Genomic DNA, 19901 nt, shown 5'->3' with positions numbered 1-19901 from the left:
CAACTTTTTCCTATCTCGCTTGCGCTGTATCCACACACATCCGGCAATAGCCCGTGCATCACCTCTGTTTGCACCTAACGCATTAATCGAAGCGATCTCCGTATGGAACGTATCATCCGCAAAGTGCATGGCATCAACTTCAGTCTGCTACAGGCTGGCATCAATGCGCTCGTTGCGCCTATTGCCAACAGCGTACGCAAGCATCTCGCTGGCAAGAAAAACGCCTATTTAAGCGATTCGACTGCGGATAGCCTACTGTCGGCTGACAAGATAGTCTGGGTATTGCGCATCCCCGATGGTCAAGTAGTGTACGCCAGCAAAACCGTAGAACCGCTCTATGGCAACTCACCAGAACGCTTCTATGCTCACGAAAATTTGTGGCTGGAGAATACGGCACCGTCAGATAGAGAACAGGCCCGCGCCATCCTGACAACAATCGCGCAAGAGCAACATCAGACCTTGCGCTTGCGCATCAACCGCGCAGATGGCAGCCCACGCTGGATCGAATACCACGCACATTTCATCCCCGACACCGATGGTCGCAACGGCCATGTCAAGTTGATCGGTACAGACATCACCACCCGCCATCATCTGGAAATCGCCCTCGCCCGCAGCAATCGCGCATTACGTGCCATACACGATTGCGAAGGCATCATTTCAGAAGCAGCGGATGAAAACGCACTGCTGCAAGGGATTTGCGATGTAGTCACCGCCACCGGTTATCGCATGGCATGGGCCGGCATCCTGGCCAAGGATGGCGCTATTGTTCCTATCGGTTTGACGCAGGAACATCAAGGTTATCTCGATGCTTTGAAAGTGCCATTGCAAGCCGGCGGCAAAGGCACCATCGCCATCAACAAGGCTCTGCAAACCAAGCGCCCTGCCGTCGCCAATTATTTTGCCAACGACACCAGCCCTACACCTTGGCGCGAAGAAGCAATGAAACGCGGCTTCTATTCCAAACTTGTACTGCCCATGGGTGATGGCGATGCCATCATCGGCGTATTCAACGTTTATGCATCCGAACCTGATGCCTTCGATGCACAGGAAGTCGCTTTGCTGGTCAATCTGGCACAACGCGTCACAGTAGAGATACGCGCGCATCGCGATCGCAATGGTCGGCAAGTAGCAGAAGCAGCCTTGCGCCTACGTGAACGCGCGATTGAATGCAGCGCCAATGCCGTCATCATTTCCAGCGCGCGTGCGCCTGACTTCGCCATTGAATATGTGAATCCTGCATTCGAACGCATCACCGGCTATACCGCAGAAGAAGCCATAGGTCGCAGCAGTAATTTTTTGCTGGGCAACGACCACGAACAACCCGGTCTGCATGCAATACGCGTGGCACTCACAGAGAAGCGTGAAGGCAAGGCTGTCTTACGCAACTACCGCAAAGATGGCTCCCTGTTCTGGAACGATCTCTACATCGCTCCCGTCACCGATGACGATGGCAAAACCACGCACTTCGTCGCGGCCATGAGCGATATCACGCCGATGAAGCAGTACGAAACAACGCTGCATCGTTTGGCCAGCCACGATGTATTGACTGGCTTGCCGAATCGCGCGCTGCTGCAAGACAGATTGGAAAATGCCATCGCTTATTCTTCCAGAAACGGACATGGCGTCTGGGTAGTGCTGGTCGATCTGGATCGCTTCAAGTTCGTCAACGACACCATGGGTCATCAGGCTGGTGATGTTTTACTGAAGATCATCTCAGATCGTCTGCAAGCATCCGTGCGCGAATCCGATACCGTCGCCCGACTGGGTGGCGATGAATTCGTATTGGTACTGCCGGAATGTGGCGACGGCCCATCTGGTTACTCGTCCGATGTCATACAGCGCATCATGGAAGCAGTCGTCAAACCACTGACCATACAAGGCAGTGAATTTTTCCTGAGTTGCAGCATGGGAATAGCCGTGTATCCCAACGATGGCGCCGATCCGACCACGCTAATCGCACACGCTGATGTCGCCATGTATAGATCCAAGGAATTGGGACGCAACAACTCCCAGTTCTACACGCCAGCAATGAACGATCAGGCGCTGGAACGCCTGCGTATAGAAAGAGAGTTGCGCCACGCGATAGAACTGAATGAACTGGTTCTGCACTACCAACCACAAGTCGATCTGCACAGCGGTGCTATCGTCGGGCTGGAAGCATTGGTGCGCTGGAATCATCCTATCCTCGGCATGGTGCAACCCGGCAGCTTCATCAGTCTGGCGGAAGAAACCGGCCTCATCATTCCTATCGGCGCATGGGTGTTGCAAACCGCGTGCAAACAAGCCAAGGCATGGCATGAGATGGGATTTACCAATCTGCGCATCGCAGTCAATCTATCGGCCCGACAATTCACACAAGCCATTTTGCTGGAATCGATCACGACCACGTTGCAAGAAACGGGGTTGGCGCCGCACTTCCTGGAAATAGAATTGACCGAGAGTTCAGTGATGGCCGATATCGAACGCAATATCCTGACCTTGCACGATCTCAAGTCTCTAGGCATACAATTATCGGTAGATGATTTCGGCACCGGACATTCCAGCCTTGCTTATCTGAAGCGCTTCCCTATTGATACCTTGAAGATAGACCGCTCCTTCGTGCGTGACATCGCCATCAATCAAGATGACGCATCCATCGTTTCCTCCATCATCTCCCTTGCACACAATCTGAAATTGAACGTGATTGCAGAAGGCGTAGAGACGGAAAGTCAGATGGATATCTTGCGCGAACAAGGTTGCAATGAAATGCAGGGTTATTACTTCTGCAAGCCGCTCCCTTCAGATCAAATCGAATCTCTGCTCTTCAATGAACGCATGGAGCGCACTGCTGCGCTCGTGCACTAACAGTTCCCCCATCCTCTTCGCAGCACATTTTTCGCATGTGCTTATACCAAAATCGGCTTATGCGAAAACCGATGATCCATCGACGAAGAGATTCGTTCCGTTAAGTCTAGTGAGTCGTTAATCTTATTCCTGACAACGATAAGGCTTGAGCGATTGAATCAACGCGGCTTGTGCGATCGATGTACGCACAAGCGCACATCACGATCCAGCAACCGTCTCCCGCAATCTCAAATCCGACACGAATTTTCCACCGCTTGGCACACCGTATTCAGTGTCTGGCTTAACTATTCAAGGTAGAACATGGATCGTAGAATTTTTATCAAAAGCACTGCATTGCTTTCCCTCGCTGGTCTGGCATCGGGCGTTTCCCTCTCGGCTCATGCAGCAAACGCACCTGAAGAAATTCGTCTCGACTATGCGTACTACTCGCCGACCAGTCTGGTCTTGAAGCACTTCGGCTGGCTGGAAGAACAAGTCAAAGCTAGCGGCATCAAAGTCAAATGGACGCTGTCGCAAGGCAGTAACCGTGCGCTGGAATACCTGAGCGCCAACAGTATCGATTTCGGCAGCACCGCCGGTCTGGCTGCAGTCTTGTCTCGCGCCAACGGCAATCCGATCAAGAGCATTTATGTATATTCGCGTCCTGAATGGACTGCGCTCTTGGTGCCTAAAGATTCGCCTATCAAAACCGTAGCTGACCTCAAAGGCAAGAGAATCGCGGCCACCAAAGGCACCGATCCTTACCTCTTCCTGTTGCGCACACTGAAAGCAAACGGCCTTAAAAAATCCGATGTGGAAATCGTCCACCTGCAACACGCCGATGGTCGTGCTGCATTGGAAAGCGGTCGCATCGATGCATGGGCCGGACTCGACCCACACATGGCGTCCAGCGAATTGCAAGCCGGCTCACGTCTCTTGTATCGCAATGTGGCCTTCAATACCTACGGTTTCCTGAACGTGACGGAAGACTTTGCGAAGAAATATCCCGAGCAAGTGAAGCAAGTGCTGATCGCTTATGAACGCGCACGCCAGTGGATATTGGCCAACCCACGTGAGGCATCGCAAATCCAGGCTGATGAAGCAAAAATTTCTCTGGCCGTCGCCAAGGTGCAATTGAACCGTACTGACTTCTCCAACCCATACATCGGCCGTGAGCATCGCGAAGCATTGCAAGCAGCAGCACCGATTCTGCTGCAGGAAGATCTGGTTAAAAAAGGAACTGACTTGAACAAGGTCATCAACGATTTGATCGATCCCAGCTTTGTGCAAGCCATCGCCACGAAGAAAACAGCAGCCTGATCGCGTAAAGGAAATTTCTCGTCATGGATAACAGTCGCAGCGCCTCATTCATTCCTGCCACGATCAACGGTGGTCACACCTTGAGATCGCAGGTGCTGGCGAATAAAGCCGTCACGTCAACGGAAGTGCATCAGGCTGCGGTTGTGTCCAAACCCACATCGAAATCGCCTAGCTTGGCCTGGTTGGGCTGGATCTTGCCGATTGCGGTGCTGAGCTTTATCGAACTGGCTGCGCATCTGGGCTGGATACAGGCAAGACTGTTGCCGCCACCGTCCGAGATAGCTCAAACCTTGTCCGCTTTGGTCGAGCAAGGTTTGTTCGTACATATAGGTGCGAGCGTGGCACGCGTGTTCTCCGGTTATGCAATAGGCGCAGCGCTGGCGATACTGTTTGGCTTGTTCGTCGGCTTAAGCAAGCATGCAGAAGCATTCTTCGAACCGACCTTTCAGGCCTTGCGTGCGATTCCCAGTCTGGCTTGGGTACCGCTCTTGCTGTTGTGGTTCGGTATAGATGAAACACCCAAGATCACATTGATCGCCATCGGCGCCTTCTTTCCTATCTATCTTGGTCTAGTATCCGGCATACGCAATGTCGATCGCAAGTTGATCGAACTGGGTGAAATTTACGGTTTGTCTGCACCATCGCTGGCACGCCGCATCGTATTGCCGGCTGCATTGCCTAGCTTGTTCACCGGCTTGCGCAATGGATTGTCGCTGGCGTGGATGTTCCTGGTTGCAGCAGAACTGATCGCTGCTACCAAAGGCATAGGTTATCTGCTGACAGATGGTAGAGAAACCAGTCGTCCCGATGTCGTGCTGGCTGCGATTTTCCTGCTCGCTGTTTTCGGAAAACTGACCGACGGTTTGTTGAAGTGGCTGGAAACACGCAAGCTGGCCTGGTCCGATTCACTCGCTACGCGTACGGTTTGAGGTTCATGCAATGAGCGTTTTACTCGACCTCCATGTACGTGACAAAAGCTTCGATGGCCGTTCCATTTTGCAGAATGTTTCGCTGAGCTTGCGCGCCGGTGAAATCGTCAGTCTGGTCGGAAAATCCGGTTGCGGCAAAAGTACCTTGCTGCGCCTGATCGCCGGATTGGATAAACATTACAACGGCCAGATCCATCTCGATGGAAAAAAGCTGGATGGTGTCACGCAAGACATCGGCCTCATTTTTCAGGAACCGCGGCTATTGCCGTGGCTCAGCGTGGCAGAAAACGTAGGTTTCAATCGTCCAGATCAGAATCGTACGCAAGCCAACGCCCATCCGCATGTGCAAGCTTTGCTGCGTGAAGTTGGACTGAGCGAGGCCATCGATTATCTGCCCAAGCAATTGTCCGGCGGCATGGCGCAACGCGCAGCAATTGCACGCGGCCTGTTCAACCAACCGCGCCTGTTGCTGCTGGACGAGCCATTCTCCGCAGTCGATGCCTTCACTCGCATGCGTCTGCAAGATCTTTTGCTGACGCTGGCCGCTGAACACAACTTCGCCGTTCTGCTGGTCACGCACGATATCGATGAAGCGGCGTATCTCAGCGATCGCGTGTTGACGATGGGTCAAGGCGACATCATCGACGACACCACCATCGCACTGGCACGTCCGCGCAATCGTCATTCGGAAGCATTGGCCAGAGCGCGCGACGACATTTTGAAAGTACTGGAAGAAATACACGCCATCTAATCGGCAACAACATTCACACAGGGAAAATAAAATGAAAAACACATTCAACCTTCGCCGCAAACTAGTCGCCTTGCTCGCACTGACACCACTGCTCGCCATTCCTGCGCTTGCACAAAAAGCTGGGGACACCGTACGCATCGGTTATCAAAAATCATCCACTTTGATCACTGTCCTCAAAACACGTGGCACGCTGGAACAACGTCTGGGTGTATTGGGCGTCAAGGTCACATGGCATGAATTTGCCAGCGGCCTGCCTTTGCTGGAAGCGCTGAACGTAGGTGCAATCGACGTTTCCGCTGATGTGGCCGATACCGTGCCAGTGTTCGCACAAGCTGCCGGTGCACAACTGACTTACATCGCGCAGGAATCACCATCACCAAGCGCACAAGCGATCGTCGTCAAGGCGAATTCACCTATCAAAACACTGGCCGATCTGCGTGGTAAACGCGTCGGCTTTGCCAAGGCAGCAGGTGCACATTATCTGCTGATCGCCGCATTGGAAAAAGCCGGTTTGTCCTTGAAGGACATCCAACTCGCCTACCTCGCTCCTGCCGATGGCCGCGCTGCTTTTGAGCGTGAAGCCATTGATGCATGGGTAATCTGGGATCCATTCCTGGCCGCAGTGGAACGTCAATCACAAGTCCGTGTGCTGACCGATGGTCGCGGTCTGGCCGATTATCAACGCTACTACCTGGCATCGACACCGTTCGCCAAAGCGCGTCCTGAAGTTGTCAAAGTCATCGTCGACTCGCTGCAGGAAACCGGCAAATGGGTCAAGCAATCGCCGCGCGAAGCAGCCAATCTGCTGGCACCAGTATGGGGTCTGGATGTCGCCACGGTTGAACAAGCGAATGCACGCCGCAGCTATGAAGTCCGCTCCGTCCTCACAGAACGTCTGGGCGAACAACAAAAAATTGCTGATGCATTTTTAGCCGAAGGTTTGTTGCCTAAGAAAGTCAATGCGACTGCCGTACCAGTTTTCTGATTCACGGCATTACTTCACGCTACACATATATTGGAATTTCAGATCATGGGTCAATTACTGAAACTCGGCGAACTGCCACAAACACAAGCTGCACCGACTTATACGCCGGCGCATCTGGTGCAACGCGATTTCGGCGCATTAACAGATGTGGTTGAAAAAACAGCAGCGGCGCTGGCGCTCACCGCCACCGAACGTGACCGCAGCGGCGGCACGGCATGGGTAGAACGGCAAGTCTTGCGCGACAGCGGCTTGCTGAAACTGGCCGTGCCAGCAGCTTTCGGCGGACCCGAAACCCCATGGCCGACTATTTACCAAATCATCCGACGCTTTGCCGAAGTCGATAGCTCGCTCGCACATCTATTCGGCTTCCAGCATTTGCAGGTTGCCAGCGTTGCGCTGTTCGGTAATCCAGAACAGAAAGCTTTGTATCTGGGACAAACCGTCAGCGAAAACTGGTTCTGGGGCAATGCTACCAATGGTCTGGATACGCGTGCCACCTTGGTTTGGCGTGAAGGTGACAAGGCCGATGATGGTTACTACGAACTGAATGGCATCAAATCATTTTGCTCAGGCGCTACCGGTTCCGACATGCTCAACATCACGGCACCACGCTCGGCAGATCCATCAGATCGCGTCTTCCTGTCGATTCCTACCAATCGCACCGGCGTCACGGTGCTGGATGATTGGGATAATCTAGGTCAGCGCCAAACCGATAGCGGTTCCGTCACTTTCGACAAAGTGCGTGTAGAACGTGATGAAGTACTCGGGCCGCCGGGCACCTCAGGTACTCCACGTGCCACCTTGCGCACGCTGGTATCGCAATTGATCCTGATCGAAATCTATATCGGCAATGCACAAGGTGCATTGTTGAACGCATGGAAGTACACGCATGAACAAGGCCGTCCGTGGTTTACCTCGGGCGTGGAGCGTGCCATCGACGATCCATTTACGCAGCAGCATTATGGTGATTTGCGGATTGCATTGCGCGGCGCGATTGCATTGGCAGAAGATGCCGCTGCGCAATTGCAGCGCGCATGGGATCGCGGCGATGCCTTGACGGCGGAAGAACGCGGCGTACTGGCAGTGAACATTTATGAAACCAAGATAGTCGCTGCGCGTGCTGCGCTCGATATCACAGCCAAGATTTTTGAAGTCATGGGCGCACGTGCGACTGCTGCCAAGTACGGCTTTGACCGTTACTGGCGCAATGTACGCGTACACACGCTACACGATTCGCTGGATTACAAATTGAAGGATGTCGGTCAATGGGTATTAACCGGTGAAGTACCTGTCCCGTCGATTTATTCCTGAGTCATATCAAGCCGACTGCAGCACATGTAACTCGCTCAGTTGGCTGAATGCATGATCCAGAAAAGCGCGCGACTTGGGCGCCATCAAACGCGCGCTGGGTACGATCAACTGGACTGACAGACTGGCCGGCTCCATTTTCGGCAACACGCGTACCAGCGCACCGCTCAGCAAATCGTCAGCAACTTGATATGACAACACGCGCGCCAAGCCGCGCCCTGCTTTCGCCGCCAACAACACTGCATCGATTTCATTCACGATCAGGCGCGGCGTCAAGCTAACGATCTGCTCACGCCCGTTATGACGGAAACGCCATTCAGGTGTTCTGCTGCGTACCGACGTAAAAATCACATCGTGCTTTGCAATATCCGCCAATGACTTCAGCTCGCCACGACGCGCAATATAGTCGGGACTCGCTACCAACAAACTCTGTACCTGCCCGACACGACGTGCGACCAGACTGGTATCGGCAAGCGCACCTATGCGCAGCCCGATATCGATACCTTCTTCAATCATGTCGAGATTGCGATCATTCATGATGAGTTCGACCCGCATCTCCGGATACATGTCGAGATAACTATTGACGATAGGCGCGACATGACGCCGTCCGAACACGACCGGCGCCGTCACACGCAAGGTGCCGCGCAAAGGTGCCGACGGATCTTCCTGCACCGCCTGCTCATATTCCAGCAATACCTGCCGCGCATGCTGCGCCAGACGCAAGCCTGCCTCAGTTGCCGCCAGATGCCGCGTGGTTCGTTCGATAAGGCGCGTGCCTATACGTTCTTCCAGCGAACCCAGCAGACGCGTAATCGCTGGCGGCGAACGGCGCAGCTTGCGACTGGCACCGATCAGGCTACCGCTATCCAAAATGGCAATAAAAACTTCCAGTTCATCCAGACGATCCATATTGATTATTCCTTTTTATGAAATAGTAAATTTCAATTTCACCTAATTTACATCAATTCAAGGAATGCCTAACATCTAGTCTCGATCAAGCAAAAGGACAACATCATGAATCAAGCCACTATCAAACTTTATGGAACACCACTATCCGGTCATTGTCATCGCGTCTCACTGTTGCTGAACATACTAGGGATCACTTACGAGTATGTAGAAGCACCGGCATCACTGCGCGCCTCAGCCGATTTTCGCAAACTCAATCCACTCGGACAGATCCCTGTGCTGACGGATGGTGATCTGGTGCTGTGCGACAGCAATGCGATTCTGGTCTATCTGGTCAAACGCTACGCCGCAGCTAGCCCATGGTTGCCTGACGACGCCGTTGGCGCCGCACAGGTACAACGCTGGCTGTCGATTGCTGCTGGAGAGTTGCGCTACGGACCAGCTAATGCGCGCATCTATAGCCTGTGGAAAATCGGCAAGGACGATCCGATCCGCGCGACAGAAATCGGCCACGACTTGTTGCGCTTTATGGAGACGCATTTGACAGATCGCAACTACCTTGCGACAGATCATCCAACCATCGCCGATCTGGCTTGCTATTCGTATATAGCGCACGCACCGGAAGGCGGCATCTCGCTGGACGATTGCCCTGCTGTGCGCACGTGGCTGGCGCGCATAGAAAATCTGCCTGGCTTTGTAGCAATGCCACGCTCCGTCATACCTGCCGCAGCATGAATACCGATTCTGTACTCTTTCATACGGGAGAGCTGCAAGCGCACGCACTGGCCGGTACTGGCACGCCGGGTGCGGCCATACGCGACTACATGCCGGAACAACATAGGCAATTTTTTGCAATGCTACGCTTCATGTTTCTCGCCACAACCGATGCCGACGGCTGGCCTATCGCCACCGTCGTAACTGGTCAACAGGGATTCTTGTCCACGCCAGATCAATATCATTTGCAAATAGCTGCGAGCGCGCATTGGCAAAAGGCAAGCCAATCATTATTTGTACCCGATAAGAAAATCGGCATGCTGGGTATCGATTTCAGCACACGCCGTCGCAATCGTGCCAACGGTATCATCAAAGCAATCGATCATGCAGGCTTGTCCATTGCAGTCGATCAATCGTTTGGCAACTGCCCAAAATACATACAGTCGCGTGATGTGCGTGATGCAGCTAACGTCCAGCCAGCTTTGATCGGGCAAGATTTTACGGAGCTGAATGATGATGCACGCAGCATCATCAACAAGGCAGATACCTTCTTTGTTGCCACAACGTCAGCGCAGAATGAGGTCAATGCAGGTGGAATCGATATCTCGCATCGCGGTGGCATGCCCGGCTTTATTCGCATCGACGGCAATACGCTGACGGTTCCAGATTTTATGGGGAATCGTTATTTCAATACATTGGGAAATATGCTGGTCGAGCCGCGCGCTGCGCTCTTGTTCATCGACTTCACTACTGGGGATCTCTTGCATCTGCAAGGTACAACGGAAATTTTGTGGCAATCGGATGAAACTTCACATCTGGCGGGTGCAGAGCGTCTGTGGCGCTTTCACATTAGCAAAGCTTGGATGGCATTCAAGACTATCCCGTTGCGTTGGACACTGAGAGAAATAGCACCAACGACCGAACGTACCGGCATCTGGACTGAGGATCATCATTGATGATGCGTAAGTATCACTTCAGCGCTTAGTCTTCTCTTGTTTCAATCTGCTCTTGATTTCATCTACCAGCGTATCCGACACATAATGCGGACCGTCGAATAAATAAACTTTACGCGTGCCATACGCATTAAGTTGCGGCATCAGTTCGTCAATTGTCGCAGAGCGAAAACCACCGCCAATCTGCGGTCTGAACGCTTCGGCAATCACGCGCACACGCTGTTTCCCCAAACGTTTTTCCAGCGCATTCAGGTAGTCGACTGCAATATGTGCTTCACGCGCATGTACACCGACGCCGTCTTGAAAAAACACACCTACGTCTTTGGGCAACCAGGACGCCAGCCATTTCGCCACATCATCCGGCCCGACGTTCGCACTGTCATATACGCTGATCCACAAAGGACGCGGCAAGCTTGCCAACAAGGGCGCCAGCTTGGCGGCATTGTTCCAGGTTGGGTCTATCTCTACCGGGAAATACCAGCCAACCACATTCAAGGGCGTCGGTAATTTTGCCAGTCGTGCAGACAATGCACCCAGCTCATCCAGATTGGCGCGTGCTTTGTTTTCATCAAAATATCCAGCTAAACCGAGTATGACTTCACGCGCCCATGGTTCACCGGCAATGCGCTTCCAGTCCGGTAATTGTGGCGCGACAGGAATCCCGGCATCGGCAACGAAAGCTAGATTATCAACAGCAGTCCACTGAATCAGTAATTGATGTGCGCCGATTTGATCCCACTTGCCTTGTGGCGCTATCGTCGCGTTTTCAGGCTGCCAAACAATGCCTGTAATGGAGGCTGCCGAACTATGACCGATGCAAATACTCATGAACAACATCAGCAGGCTGCCGCGCAAGAATGCGCGAGAACCACGCCGTGCGGGTATGGAAGCATCTGCAAATTGCATATTCATTCCCCACCGAACAAAGAAGGTCATTGTGCGCTCTTTGTGCGATGGGCGAAATATGCAGAGAAAATCGCATACTCATATGCTTCAAACAACATGCTCATCAGTAATAAAACGTCGTGCGTAAAACCACACCTTGGGCACGCTCGTCACCCGATATTTTGAAACGATACTGGAGCGAGAAATCAACATAAGACTGTGGTGCCTTGTAGTGATCCTGACGATACCAATAACGAACGTTCACACCAGGACCGGCTCCCACTGCAGTTTTTTCAGCCGGCACTCTTAATGTCGAATTGAAATCCGAACCGATGACAAAATGCGGGGTGATGGTCAGATTCGGGTTAATGTCGTCCAAGCGATAGCTACGTCCGAGCTGGCCTTCAAAGATTGAATAGGTTTGCTTCTGGTCTATATAGCGCCCGACCTCACCAAATATCTGTCCGGTCCACCAGCTGGGTTTATCGACACGCAGATCGGTACCGAAAGAATTCGAATATGCCAGGCGTGCCAACCAGTCGCCGTCGCCGGAAGCCGATCCTATCTTGATCTGGCGTTGCAAGGCCACAATCACATTCGTCTCGCTGAATGGCTTCCAGCGCACACCCACACCACCCTGTGCGGTAGGTGCACCGGTAAGCGCTTTGTCCTTGCTGTACACCGTCTCAAACACGCTGGCATACACTTCTATCGGTCGCCCACTGCGATAACCGAATGGCCGCCAGTACACTTCACCACCTATCTGCGCCGTATTATTCGTACCACTAGGCGCGATCCCCGAACCAGGCTGCAGACTGGAGCCGCGATAATTCAGCGATGCCACTGCGCCCCAGCTACGTTCAAGGTCGGCAATTCCACGCCGCGTTTCAAACAACTGTTGCGGCGCCATCGCAATATCACCCTTATCCACCGCATCCACGGTCCGTCGGAAGTAAGTCGTGGCCTCTGGATCACGACGTGCATTCAACGCTGCATAGCCGGCATCTGGTATTGCATTGGGTGGCAGACTGCCATCCCGATAGGCTAGGTCAAACAAAGTGAATGCACCCAGGCTATCACCGGCGGATGCTGCCAGATAAGCCAACTCGACCTTGGACATGCCATCGAAAGCACCTGCCTCCGATGCCGCATTGAAACGCTGGCGCGCCTCGTTGCGCCTACCTAATTTGGAGAGCATTTCGATTTGCAAGGGTAGCGATGCATCGTTTGACAGCAGCACTTGATTGAAATCTTCATCAGCCAATTGCGTTTTATATAAGGCTAGCCGCACACGCCCTCTTTGCGCACGCAATTCCGGATCACGATTGCCTTTATCCAGTGCCAGCGTCGCCTCACGCTCGGCCTCAGCCAATTGACCATCGCGACTCAGTATATCTACCAGCAGTAATTGATATGCAGGGTTATCAGGTGACAATTGCAATGCCTCACGCACCTTACTCAGTGCCAATGAATAGTCGCGCTTGGCCAAGGCCTTGTAAGCAGCATCGGCGCTGGCATAAGCCGGGTCGGCAGGCGCAGCGCCAGGCACCAGACTGCAGACTTCACCGTTAGTCGCGCTGCGGCAACGCAAGGCAGGTGGCTGCATGATTTTGTTTGTCGCGACACTGCCTGGTCGTGCCAGACGTAAACGCATTTCGGCGGCACTGCGCTTGCGTGTCGCCACAGCTGCATTTCCATCCAGCGTCTGCAAGACTTCCAATGTTGCATCCGACTCGCCTGCGCTCAAACCAGCATCGGCAACGATCAGACGTAGATTCACTCGTTCTTCCGTCGTCAATTCACTGCGCATGGATAGCGCTTTCTCGAAATCGGCAATCGCCGCAGCACGTTGCCCCAAACGCTGCTTGATATAACCGCGCCATATTAATGGCACAGGGTCATCAGCTTTTTTCAGTAATGGTTCCAAAGCTTGCTCGGCTTCTTCCAGCCGATTCGCACTCAGCAGAGAGTGCACCAGCAACAAACGATATATCCTTTTCTCTGGTGCATACGCCACGGCACGATGCGCTGAGGACACCGCTTTTGAAAAATTCTGCTGCTCCAAGGCTTGATAAATTGCGCTACCTGCTTGCGCGGCGATATTCTGATTTACCACTTCACGTTGACTCACCAAGGATGCGGTGGCACCGAAGCGCTGCATTGCCTCAATTACGGTTTTTTCCGCTTCCGCATATCGTTGCGCTGCAATCTGAGAATTAATTAGCAGAGTCCAGTACGATGCGTTCGCAGGGTCCAGTCGCACCGCATTTTGCGCATCACCGACGGCCGCCTCATAGTCTTGCTTTGCGTATGCCTTGTAAGCCTTGTTGGCCGCCGTGTATGCCGGATTAGCCGCGCTAGCTGGTTTTCCTGTCGCGGCTTTTGGTGTAGATGTTGCCTTCCCTTGATTTTTTTGCGCCTCTTCCGCTTGCGTCAACAATTGCTTCAACCTGAGTACATCCGGACGCAGACGTACTGCTTCGCGCGCCTGTTGCACTGCCTGTGCATAATCGCCACGGGCATACGCCTTGTAAGCAGCATCTGCAATGTCATAAGCAGGTCCGCTCAGCGGCAGCTCCGACTCTTGCGCATTAACGTTCGCAATCATACCTGCATGCATTAACAGCAAAAAAAGAAGTTTTGTTTTTTTCATTAATGGCTCTCTTGTGCTGCTTGTAGACGACGTTGCTCTTCCACCACTTGTTCTATGACATGACGTTCAATCACTCCACTGGCAACCAGATGATCGCCGATACGTCCGTGTTCATCAGGACGATATGCATCCATCGCTTTATCAAAAGCATCGCGCCGTACCAGTCCGCGATCTATCAACAAATCACCCAACAGAGGTACGCCTGCCGCACCGTCCTCAAGTATTTTGAAAGCATCACTTTCACCACGCAGTACACGCAAACCTGCGGCAATCTCGCTATCGCGTGCAATACGCTGTGCGGGATCCTGCCCGAAGACTATCGACAACTCCTGCATCGCATCTTTAGAAAGCGGAGCAGATACTGCAACAATAGGCCGCTGTCGCACGTCATTACCGATATACAGCGCGCGCATGCGTACACATAGTTCTTGCGGCACATAACCTGCGTACTTTTCAATCAACTCGGCATCGATATGCGCGCGCGGCAGATCGGCCTGGAAGGCAATTGCCTCAGCCAATGTTTCCTCATCCAGCCAGCCATTTGAAATCAGGATACGCCCCAAAGGCTTCTGCGTTCTTTCACGCTCATCCAAGGCATCACTCATCTTGTTAGCATCAACGGCTTGCCATGCAGTCAAAACTTCGCCCAACAGCTGGCGTTTCTGTACCAATTGCGAAGTCGATGGGAAATCGTGCATGGTCTTATCCCACACCATATTTTTTCCCATCAGCATATAACCGGAAAACAATTTCCACGCCCGACATACCGCCATGAAGTTGATGACATTCCCAACCACCATGCGCGGGATAGACATCAAGCCATGCTCCCAGCCATACAGACGCGTCACAAAATAAAAGCGCTGAATGATACGCAAGGCCAGGGCAAATAAAATGAACTGCGCAACCCACTGTAACCAGCTGTATTGCAGAAAGAGGCTGGGAAACTCCATGGTCCAGATACCAGCCAGATGTGCCAGGTAAAACAATATGAATTGAAGGAACAAGATATACGCCACAACACTGACGATAGACGTCAATATTCCTTTGCGGTCACGGAACAATAAATACCTATGTGCGATAGAACCGCGCCAACCCATCTGCTCCCAATTTTGCATGCTGATGCCGAGTACCCAGCGCGCCTTTTGTCGATAAGAGGTACGGAAGGTATCAGGGAAAAATTCGCGTACACATAAAGGCATCCTGATAATGCGTTCCTTGTCCACCCCCAAACCAAACCAGCGGCGCCCGCGCGTCACGAAATCCACCGGGAACAGCGCAAAGATAGACTTCATGCCCATCGCCGCCAGACGATTACCGACGTCATAATCTTCGGTCAGGCTTTCGGTATTGAAAGGCTGATTATTGGTTGCTGCTGCCAGCGCCAGCAATGCACGCCGTGAAAAACAAGTACCAACGCCGGCTGATGGCACAGTACCGGTGACGCTTTCGCGCACCACCAGATCCTTCGCATGCCACTCAGCGAATTCATCCATATACACGCCTGCCACCAGTTCGTACCACTCGCGTTCCAGCGAAGCGACCGGCAACTGGATCATGTCCTTGCGCGGTAACAGGTAATTGAAGAACTTCAGCTCCAATGGATGCAGCACGTCTTCGCTGTCGTGCAGGATGACACCGGCGAACTCGATCCCGGCTTGTTGTTCATGCAGGAAAATCGCCTGTATCACCCAGTTCAGACAATCCGCCTTGCACGTCGGCCCGTCATGTGGAACCTCAACACGGCGCAATTGCTTGTAGCGACGCCGCATGCGCTCCACTTCTTCTATCGTTGCACTGTCATTGACGTAGGTACCGACAAACACCGTGTAGTTGCGATAGTCGAGCGTCGCCACCATGCTTTCTATCATCTGTGCGATCACGTCATATTCCAGCCAGGCTGGCACCATGATTGCCAAATGCTGTTCGTCACGCTCCTTGATTTGCTCTGGTGTTAAGGGACGATAGTTTTTATTCTTCTTGATAGTGAATTTGCGATAAATTTCGCGCGCCCAATACCATGTATCAATGAACAAATCATCCAGACTGGAAATCAGAATAATGATCGCCACCACGACGGCGATACTTTCCAGCGCACTGTAATACTGTGCAAAAAATACTGGCCAGAATATAGATGAAGAGCTCAAGTCATAAACCCATCGATTCGGCAGCCTTGCGTCTGTTACGGCGTACCTGTGCGACACGCGCAGAAATCAAAATGAAGATGATGACCGCAATTACAATCAACCACACCCACATATAGCGTTGCCATAGCGACTGAGGATTATCTTCCAGCGCAAAACGGCTGTCGGTCGGATCGTCCTTGTCTATCTGCAGTACCGGACCGGCATCAGTCAGCACTGCGAGGTTGCCATGCGCCAGACGGAAGCTATTGTTCAGCAGCGGCATGTGTTTACCTACGGTGTAGTAACGAATACCACTATGACCGTTAATCTCCATGACTTCCGCTACACCCACACCATCCAACCCTTTCAATTGCAGGATGGGTGTCTTCTCGGCACCATTCAGTACCAGCATACCGTCATGCGCTTCAGCAGAAGCTTTGCTTTCCAGCGGCACGTCCATCGCCAGAAAAGGCGTTGTCGGCTTGAATACCTCACCTTGTTTCAATACTAAAAAATCCGTATGTATTGATGACAGGCCGGCGGCATCGGCCATACGTACCGTCATCGGCAGCATAGCCAGCGCATCTTTGAGCCACTCATCCTTGACAATGAGCGTACTTTCTTTCGCATAGCGTGCCGCGATACCGACAAAGTTATTACCAACCGCCATCTGTTTTAATTTCAAATGACTGCCGGGGAAAATAGCGACCGGGAATGAAGTCGCAACATCATGGCAATGGAGCTTGGAAGGTTGACGTAAAAAGGCAATGCGTATGGTGTTGTGTGCCGCCAGCGTGTAATACGGAATATCCACTGCAATGCGATGCGGCTGTCCATCGACCGTCATCACGCGGGCACCCAGCAAATAGTCATTAAGGAAAATGGAAACTACCGGTGCCTCACCACTGGTGCCGGGTGCAGCCGACACGTCAAACACGATCTGGCTGGGCAAGCGACCGCTACCGACTAATTCGCCGATCTCAAACGTGACGGAACGTTCACTTTTTTCCGACACTTCGATCGTGCCGTTGATGGCACCGAACTGGCTGAGCAATACAGTCGCAGCCTTTCCTCTCAGGGCTTCGGCGGTCTCTACCGTCACATCCTTGGAAGCCGCGATCGGACGCCACAAGGTATCAAATAGAGCCGCAGCCTTCGCGCCACCTTTGGCCGACACCATGATCACAGGACTACCCACGAAGGAAGTAAGACGAACCTGATCAACAGCATTCGGTTGATCCAGTATCGCCACATCAGTCTTCAGCCAAGTCTGGTAAATCGTGCCCGTATCAGCCGAGCTCGCCTGGATTTCTGCACCCAATGCATTCATCGCATCACGCAAAATTTTATTCAACGCCGCATCGGCAATCACTAGATCAGCGCGAAAAGGCCCCTGATTACCGAGAATAAACAAGGCGGCGATTTCCGCATTGTTCTTGATCTTGTACTGCGTATCGCCATTCATTAACGCAGCAAAAGACGGAATGCCGCGCAGCTCAGGCGGTACGCTGATGGAAGAAAGATTAACCGTATCGCCAACGGCAGGCACCGACATCCAGCGCGGCTTTTTAGCGGCCCGCTTCAAAGTCAAACCCATGCGCCAGGCAGTATCGTAAGCATCTGCCGTCAATGTGCGACTGGACACTAGCACGACCGGATTCGGTGGCAAAGCACTCCATGCCGTCGCTATTGATTTGATCGCGCTACGATCATAGCTATAAGTAAAACGGGAACTAGGCTCCACTCTTAAAGCATTTCCAGGGGCACGCTGGTCGCTACACACCGTCTCCGACATGACTGAAGACCACTGGATGCCAAAATGTATAAAGCCATCGCTACGCGGTTGGCCCGAAATCGCAACACCTTGACTAAGGTCGCCCTGATCTTCTGCCAGCTTGCGTGCCACTACCGGATAGCCATCTACAGACAAAGTCATAGAAGTACGCCCACCATCGGCGCGCAGATAGCTGGCATCGAATTGCAATGCAGCGTTCATAACCGGTACGCCAGCCGGCACTGGCAGAAATATGTCGCGTTGACTGTTGGCACCGTTAAAAATAAGTGGCACAGACATACCCAACTCTTTCAATGTCACCTCGCGCGTCACCGACTGATCCGCCGCCATTTGCTGAAAATAACGCCCTACGCCATCCGCTGACCATGCGTTATGTGTAAGCATGCACAGGGTCAGCAAACCCATTAACGACAGCAGCATGGAAGTGGGAGTTTTTGTATTGTTATGAATGCGATTAAGTACGCGCATAATTTCCTCTAGGTAGAAATTCGCTCAGGGATGCATCAGCATTAAATTCTTCATAAGCCTTGCCCAACAAGGCACGCACGATGCGTGACGAGGCATGGCCATCGCCATAGGGATTAGTGACATTGGAAAACCGGGCATATTTTTGGCGATCATCAAACAAGAGCGTGACCGCATCGACGATGCGCTGCTTGCCGGTTCCTATCAGCTCGACAGTACCGGCTGCCACTGCTTCCGGGCGTTCAGTCACATCGCGCATGACCAAGACCGGCTTGCCTAGCGATGGCGCTTCTTCCTGCACGCCACCTGAGTCTGTCAGCACCACATACGACAACTGCATCAAGCGCACAAACTCCAGATAATCCAGTGGTTCAATCAAATGCACACGCGGCAGATTCGATAGCACTTGCAATACCGGACCACGGACATTGGGATTGAGATGCACCGGATAGACAATATCGATGTCGGGACGCTCTGCCAATTCAGCCAACGCCTCACAAATATGTGCGAAGCCATCGCCAAAATTTTCGCGTCTATGACCTGTGACCAGCAAGATCCGCCGTTGCGGCGAGATGAAGGGGAATTTCGCATCCAGTTGGCTACGCAAGGCTGCATTTTTTTCAAGGCGTTGTGCCGTCAACTGCAAGGCATCAATCACGGTATTGCCGGTAACGACGATGCGTCCGCCTAAATTTTCACGCAAAAGATTGTCGCGAGAGCTGACCGTTGGCGCGAAAAGAAAATCACTCATGACGTCAATGACACGCCGATTCATTTCTTCCGGCCACGGCTGCGTCAAATCGCCAGTACGCAAACCAGCCTCCACATGCCCAACCGGAATTCGACGATGAAATGCTGCGGTCGCTGCAACCATTGCGGTTGTCGTGTCGCCGTGCACCAGTACTCTGTCAGGCTGTTCGCTTTCCAGAATAGGATCGAGTTTGGAAAAAATACGGGAGCATAAAGAATTGAGCGATTGATTCGGCACCATCACATCTAAATCGTGATCTGCCTTGATCTCGAATAGTGTCATCACCTGTTCCAGCATCGTGCGATGCTGGCCGGTGATACAGACCACCGATTCGATGCCTGGAGCCTGTTCGAGTGCGCGCACCAAAGGCGCCATCTTGATGGCTTCTGGACGTGTGCCGAAAATAGAAAGTATTTTCACACGCAACACTATCCTCTCTAAAAATTGTCGATCTTTTACAAGACCAACAACTTATTTATTGCCACATACCATCCGCGGCATTCATGTTTTAGGAAGCGTTACTTTTGTTACCTCAAGACA

14 protein-coding genes are annotated in these 19901 nt (G+C 52.5%); 8 read left to right on the top strand and 6 right to left on the bottom strand.

Annotated elements, in window-relative coordinates; translation table 11 throughout:
* Nucleotides 1-102: 102 nt before the first annotated feature.
* From BQ6873_RS16280 to BQ6873_RS16255, 6 genes are all read left to right on the top strand, one after another.
* Entirely contained in the window at nucleotides 103-2844 is a 2742-nt protein-coding gene (locus BQ6873_RS16280; RefSeq protein WP_076593600.1) for an EAL domain-containing protein, read from the top strand.
* A gap of 300 nt (nucleotides 2845-3144) precedes the next feature.
* The gene (locus tag BQ6873_RS16275) at nucleotides 3145-4143 is read left to right on the top strand and encodes an aliphatic sulfonate ABC transporter substrate-binding protein (RefSeq protein ID WP_076593599.1); all 999 of its coding nucleotides are present in this window, start codon (nucleotides 3145-3147) and stop codon (nucleotides 4141-4143) included.
* A 23-nt stretch (nucleotides 4144-4166) separates the two neighbouring features.
* Nucleotides 4167-5072, top strand: a complete 906-nt coding sequence (locus BQ6873_RS16270; protein ID WP_083664491.1) for an ABC transporter permease — start codon at nucleotides 4167-4169, stop codon at nucleotides 5070-5072.
* 10 nt (nucleotides 5073-5082) lie between these two features.
* Nucleotides 5083-5823, top strand: a complete 741-nt coding sequence (locus BQ6873_RS16265) for an ABC transporter ATP-binding protein (RefSeq protein ID WP_076593598.1) — start codon at nucleotides 5083-5085, stop codon at nucleotides 5821-5823.
* Between the two features lie 31 nt (nucleotides 5824-5854).
* Nucleotides 5855-6808, top strand: coding sequence for an aliphatic sulfonate ABC transporter substrate-binding protein (locus tag BQ6873_RS16260; RefSeq protein WP_076593597.1), 954 nt, complete (start codon nucleotides 5855-5857; stop codon nucleotides 6806-6808).
* Nucleotides 6809-6853: 45 nt separating this feature from the next.
* Nucleotides 6854-8119 (top strand): acyl-CoA dehydrogenase family protein, encoded by a 1266-nt coding sequence (locus BQ6873_RS16255; protein WP_231949377.1) that lies wholly within the window; start codon nucleotides 6854-6856, stop codon nucleotides 8117-8119.
* Nucleotides 8120-8125: 6 nt separating this feature from the next.
* On the opposite strand, the gene BQ6873_RS16250 is transcribed toward BQ6873_RS16255, so the two are convergent.
* Nucleotides 8126-9025: a LysR family transcriptional regulator gene (locus tag BQ6873_RS16250; RefSeq protein WP_076593596.1), complete on the bottom strand. Its 900-nt coding sequence runs from the start codon at nucleotides 9023-9025 to the stop codon at nucleotides 8126-8128.
* A 105-nt stretch (nucleotides 9026-9130) separates the two neighbouring features.
* On the opposite strand from BQ6873_RS16250, the gene BQ6873_RS16245 reads away from it, so the two are divergent.
* Nucleotides 9131-9757 carry a glutathione S-transferase family protein gene (locus tag BQ6873_RS16245; protein ID WP_076593595.1) on the top strand — a complete coding sequence of 209 codons (627 nt, stop codon included), beginning with the start codon at nucleotides 9131-9133 and terminating at the stop codon, nucleotides 9755-9757.
* Nucleotides 9754-10692: a pyridoxamine 5'-phosphate oxidase family protein gene (locus tag BQ6873_RS16240; RefSeq protein WP_076593594.1), complete on the top strand. Its 939-nt coding sequence runs from the start codon at nucleotides 9754-9756 to the stop codon at nucleotides 10690-10692. The genes BQ6873_RS16245 and BQ6873_RS16240 overlap by 4 nt, the downstream gene beginning before the upstream one ends.
* Nucleotides 10693-10710: 18 nt before the next feature.
* On the opposite strand, the gene BQ6873_RS16235 is transcribed toward BQ6873_RS16240, so the two are convergent.
* From BQ6873_RS16235 to wecB, 5 genes are all read right to left on the bottom strand, one after another.
* Entirely contained in the window at nucleotides 10711-11595 is an 885-nt protein-coding gene (locus BQ6873_RS16235) for a DUF4434 domain-containing protein (protein ID WP_231949375.1), read from the bottom strand.
* Between the two features lie 103 nt (nucleotides 11596-11698).
* Nucleotides 11699-14227 carry a bacteriophage N4 adsorption protein A gene (locus BQ6873_RS16230; protein ID WP_076593593.1) on the bottom strand — a complete coding sequence of 843 codons (2529 nt, stop codon included), beginning with the start codon at nucleotides 14225-14227 and terminating at the stop codon, nucleotides 11699-11701.
* Nucleotides 14227-16371 (bottom strand): glycosyl transferase family protein, encoded by a 2145-nt coding sequence (locus BQ6873_RS16225; RefSeq protein WP_076593592.1) that lies wholly within the window; start codon nucleotides 16369-16371, stop codon nucleotides 14227-14229. Before BQ6873_RS16225 ends, BQ6873_RS16230 begins: the two co-directional genes overlap by 1 nt.
* Before the next feature lies 1 nt (nucleotide 16372).
* Complete coding sequence (locus tag BQ6873_RS16220) at nucleotides 16373-18613, bottom strand: hypothetical protein (protein WP_076593591.1); 2241 nt, start codon at nucleotides 18611-18613, stop codon at nucleotides 16373-16375.
* Nucleotides 18600-19781 carry a non-hydrolyzing UDP-N-acetylglucosamine 2-epimerase gene (gene wecB / locus BQ6873_RS16215; RefSeq protein ID WP_076594177.1) on the bottom strand — a complete coding sequence of 394 codons (1182 nt, stop codon included), beginning with the start codon at nucleotides 19779-19781 and terminating at the stop codon, nucleotides 18600-18602. The genes BQ6873_RS16220 and wecB overlap by 14 nt, the downstream gene beginning before the upstream one ends.
* Nucleotides 19782-19901: the final 120 nt, after the last annotated feature.

It is taken from the genome of Herminiimonas arsenitoxidans, from assembly GCF_900130075.1.
GTDB lineage: Bacteria > Pseudomonadota > Gammaproteobacteria > Burkholderiales > Burkholderiaceae_D > Oxalicibacterium > Oxalicibacterium arsenitoxidans.
Note: the sequence above shows the minus strand (reverse complement) of the source record. Positions and strands in the feature narration are given on the sequence as shown.

What these genes read in the sequence shown, in the direction of transcription:
- BQ6873_RS16280 (WP_076593600.1), top strand. Translation starts at nt 103, where the DNA reads ATGGAACGTATCATCCGCAAAGTGCATGGCATCAACTTCAGTCTGCTA.
- BQ6873_RS16275 (WP_076593599.1), top strand. Translation starts at nt 3,145, where the DNA reads ATGGATCGTAGAATTTTTATCAAAAGCACTGCATTGCTTTCCCTCGCT.
- BQ6873_RS16270 (WP_083664491.1), top strand. Translation starts at nt 4,167, where the DNA reads ATGGATAACAGTCGCAGCGCCTCATTCATTCCTGCCACGATCAACGGT.
- BQ6873_RS16265 (WP_076593598.1), top strand. Translation starts at nt 5,083, where the DNA reads ATGAGCGTTTTACTCGACCTCCATGTACGTGACAAAAGCTTCGATGGC.
- BQ6873_RS16260 (WP_076593597.1), top strand. Translation starts at nt 5,855, where the DNA reads ATGAAAAACACATTCAACCTTCGCCGCAAACTAGTCGCCTTGCTCGCA.
- BQ6873_RS16255 (WP_231949377.1), top strand. Translation starts at nt 6,854, where the DNA reads ATGGGTCAATTACTGAAACTCGGCGAACTGCCACAAACACAAGCTGCA.
- BQ6873_RS16250 (WP_076593596.1), bottom strand. Translation starts at nt 9,025, where the DNA reads ATGGATCGTCTGGATGAACTGGAAGTTTTTATTGCCATTTTGGATAGC.
- BQ6873_RS16245 (WP_076593595.1), top strand. Translation starts at nt 9,131, where the DNA reads ATGAATCAAGCCACTATCAAACTTTATGGAACACCACTATCCGGTCAT.
- BQ6873_RS16240 (WP_076593594.1), top strand. Translation starts at nt 9,754, where the DNA reads ATGAATACCGATTCTGTACTCTTTCATACGGGAGAGCTGCAAGCGCAC.
- BQ6873_RS16235 (WP_231949375.1), bottom strand. Translation starts at nt 11,595, where the DNA reads ATGCAATTTGCAGATGCTTCCATACCCGCACGGCGTGGTTCTCGCGCA.
- BQ6873_RS16230 (WP_076593593.1), bottom strand. Translation starts at nt 14,227, where the DNA reads ATGAAAAAAACAAAACTTCTTTTTTTGCTGTTAATGCATGCAGGTATG.
- BQ6873_RS16220 (WP_076593591.1), bottom strand. Translation starts at nt 18,613, where the DNA reads ATGCGCGTACTTAATCGCATTCATAACAATACAAAAACTCCCACTTCC.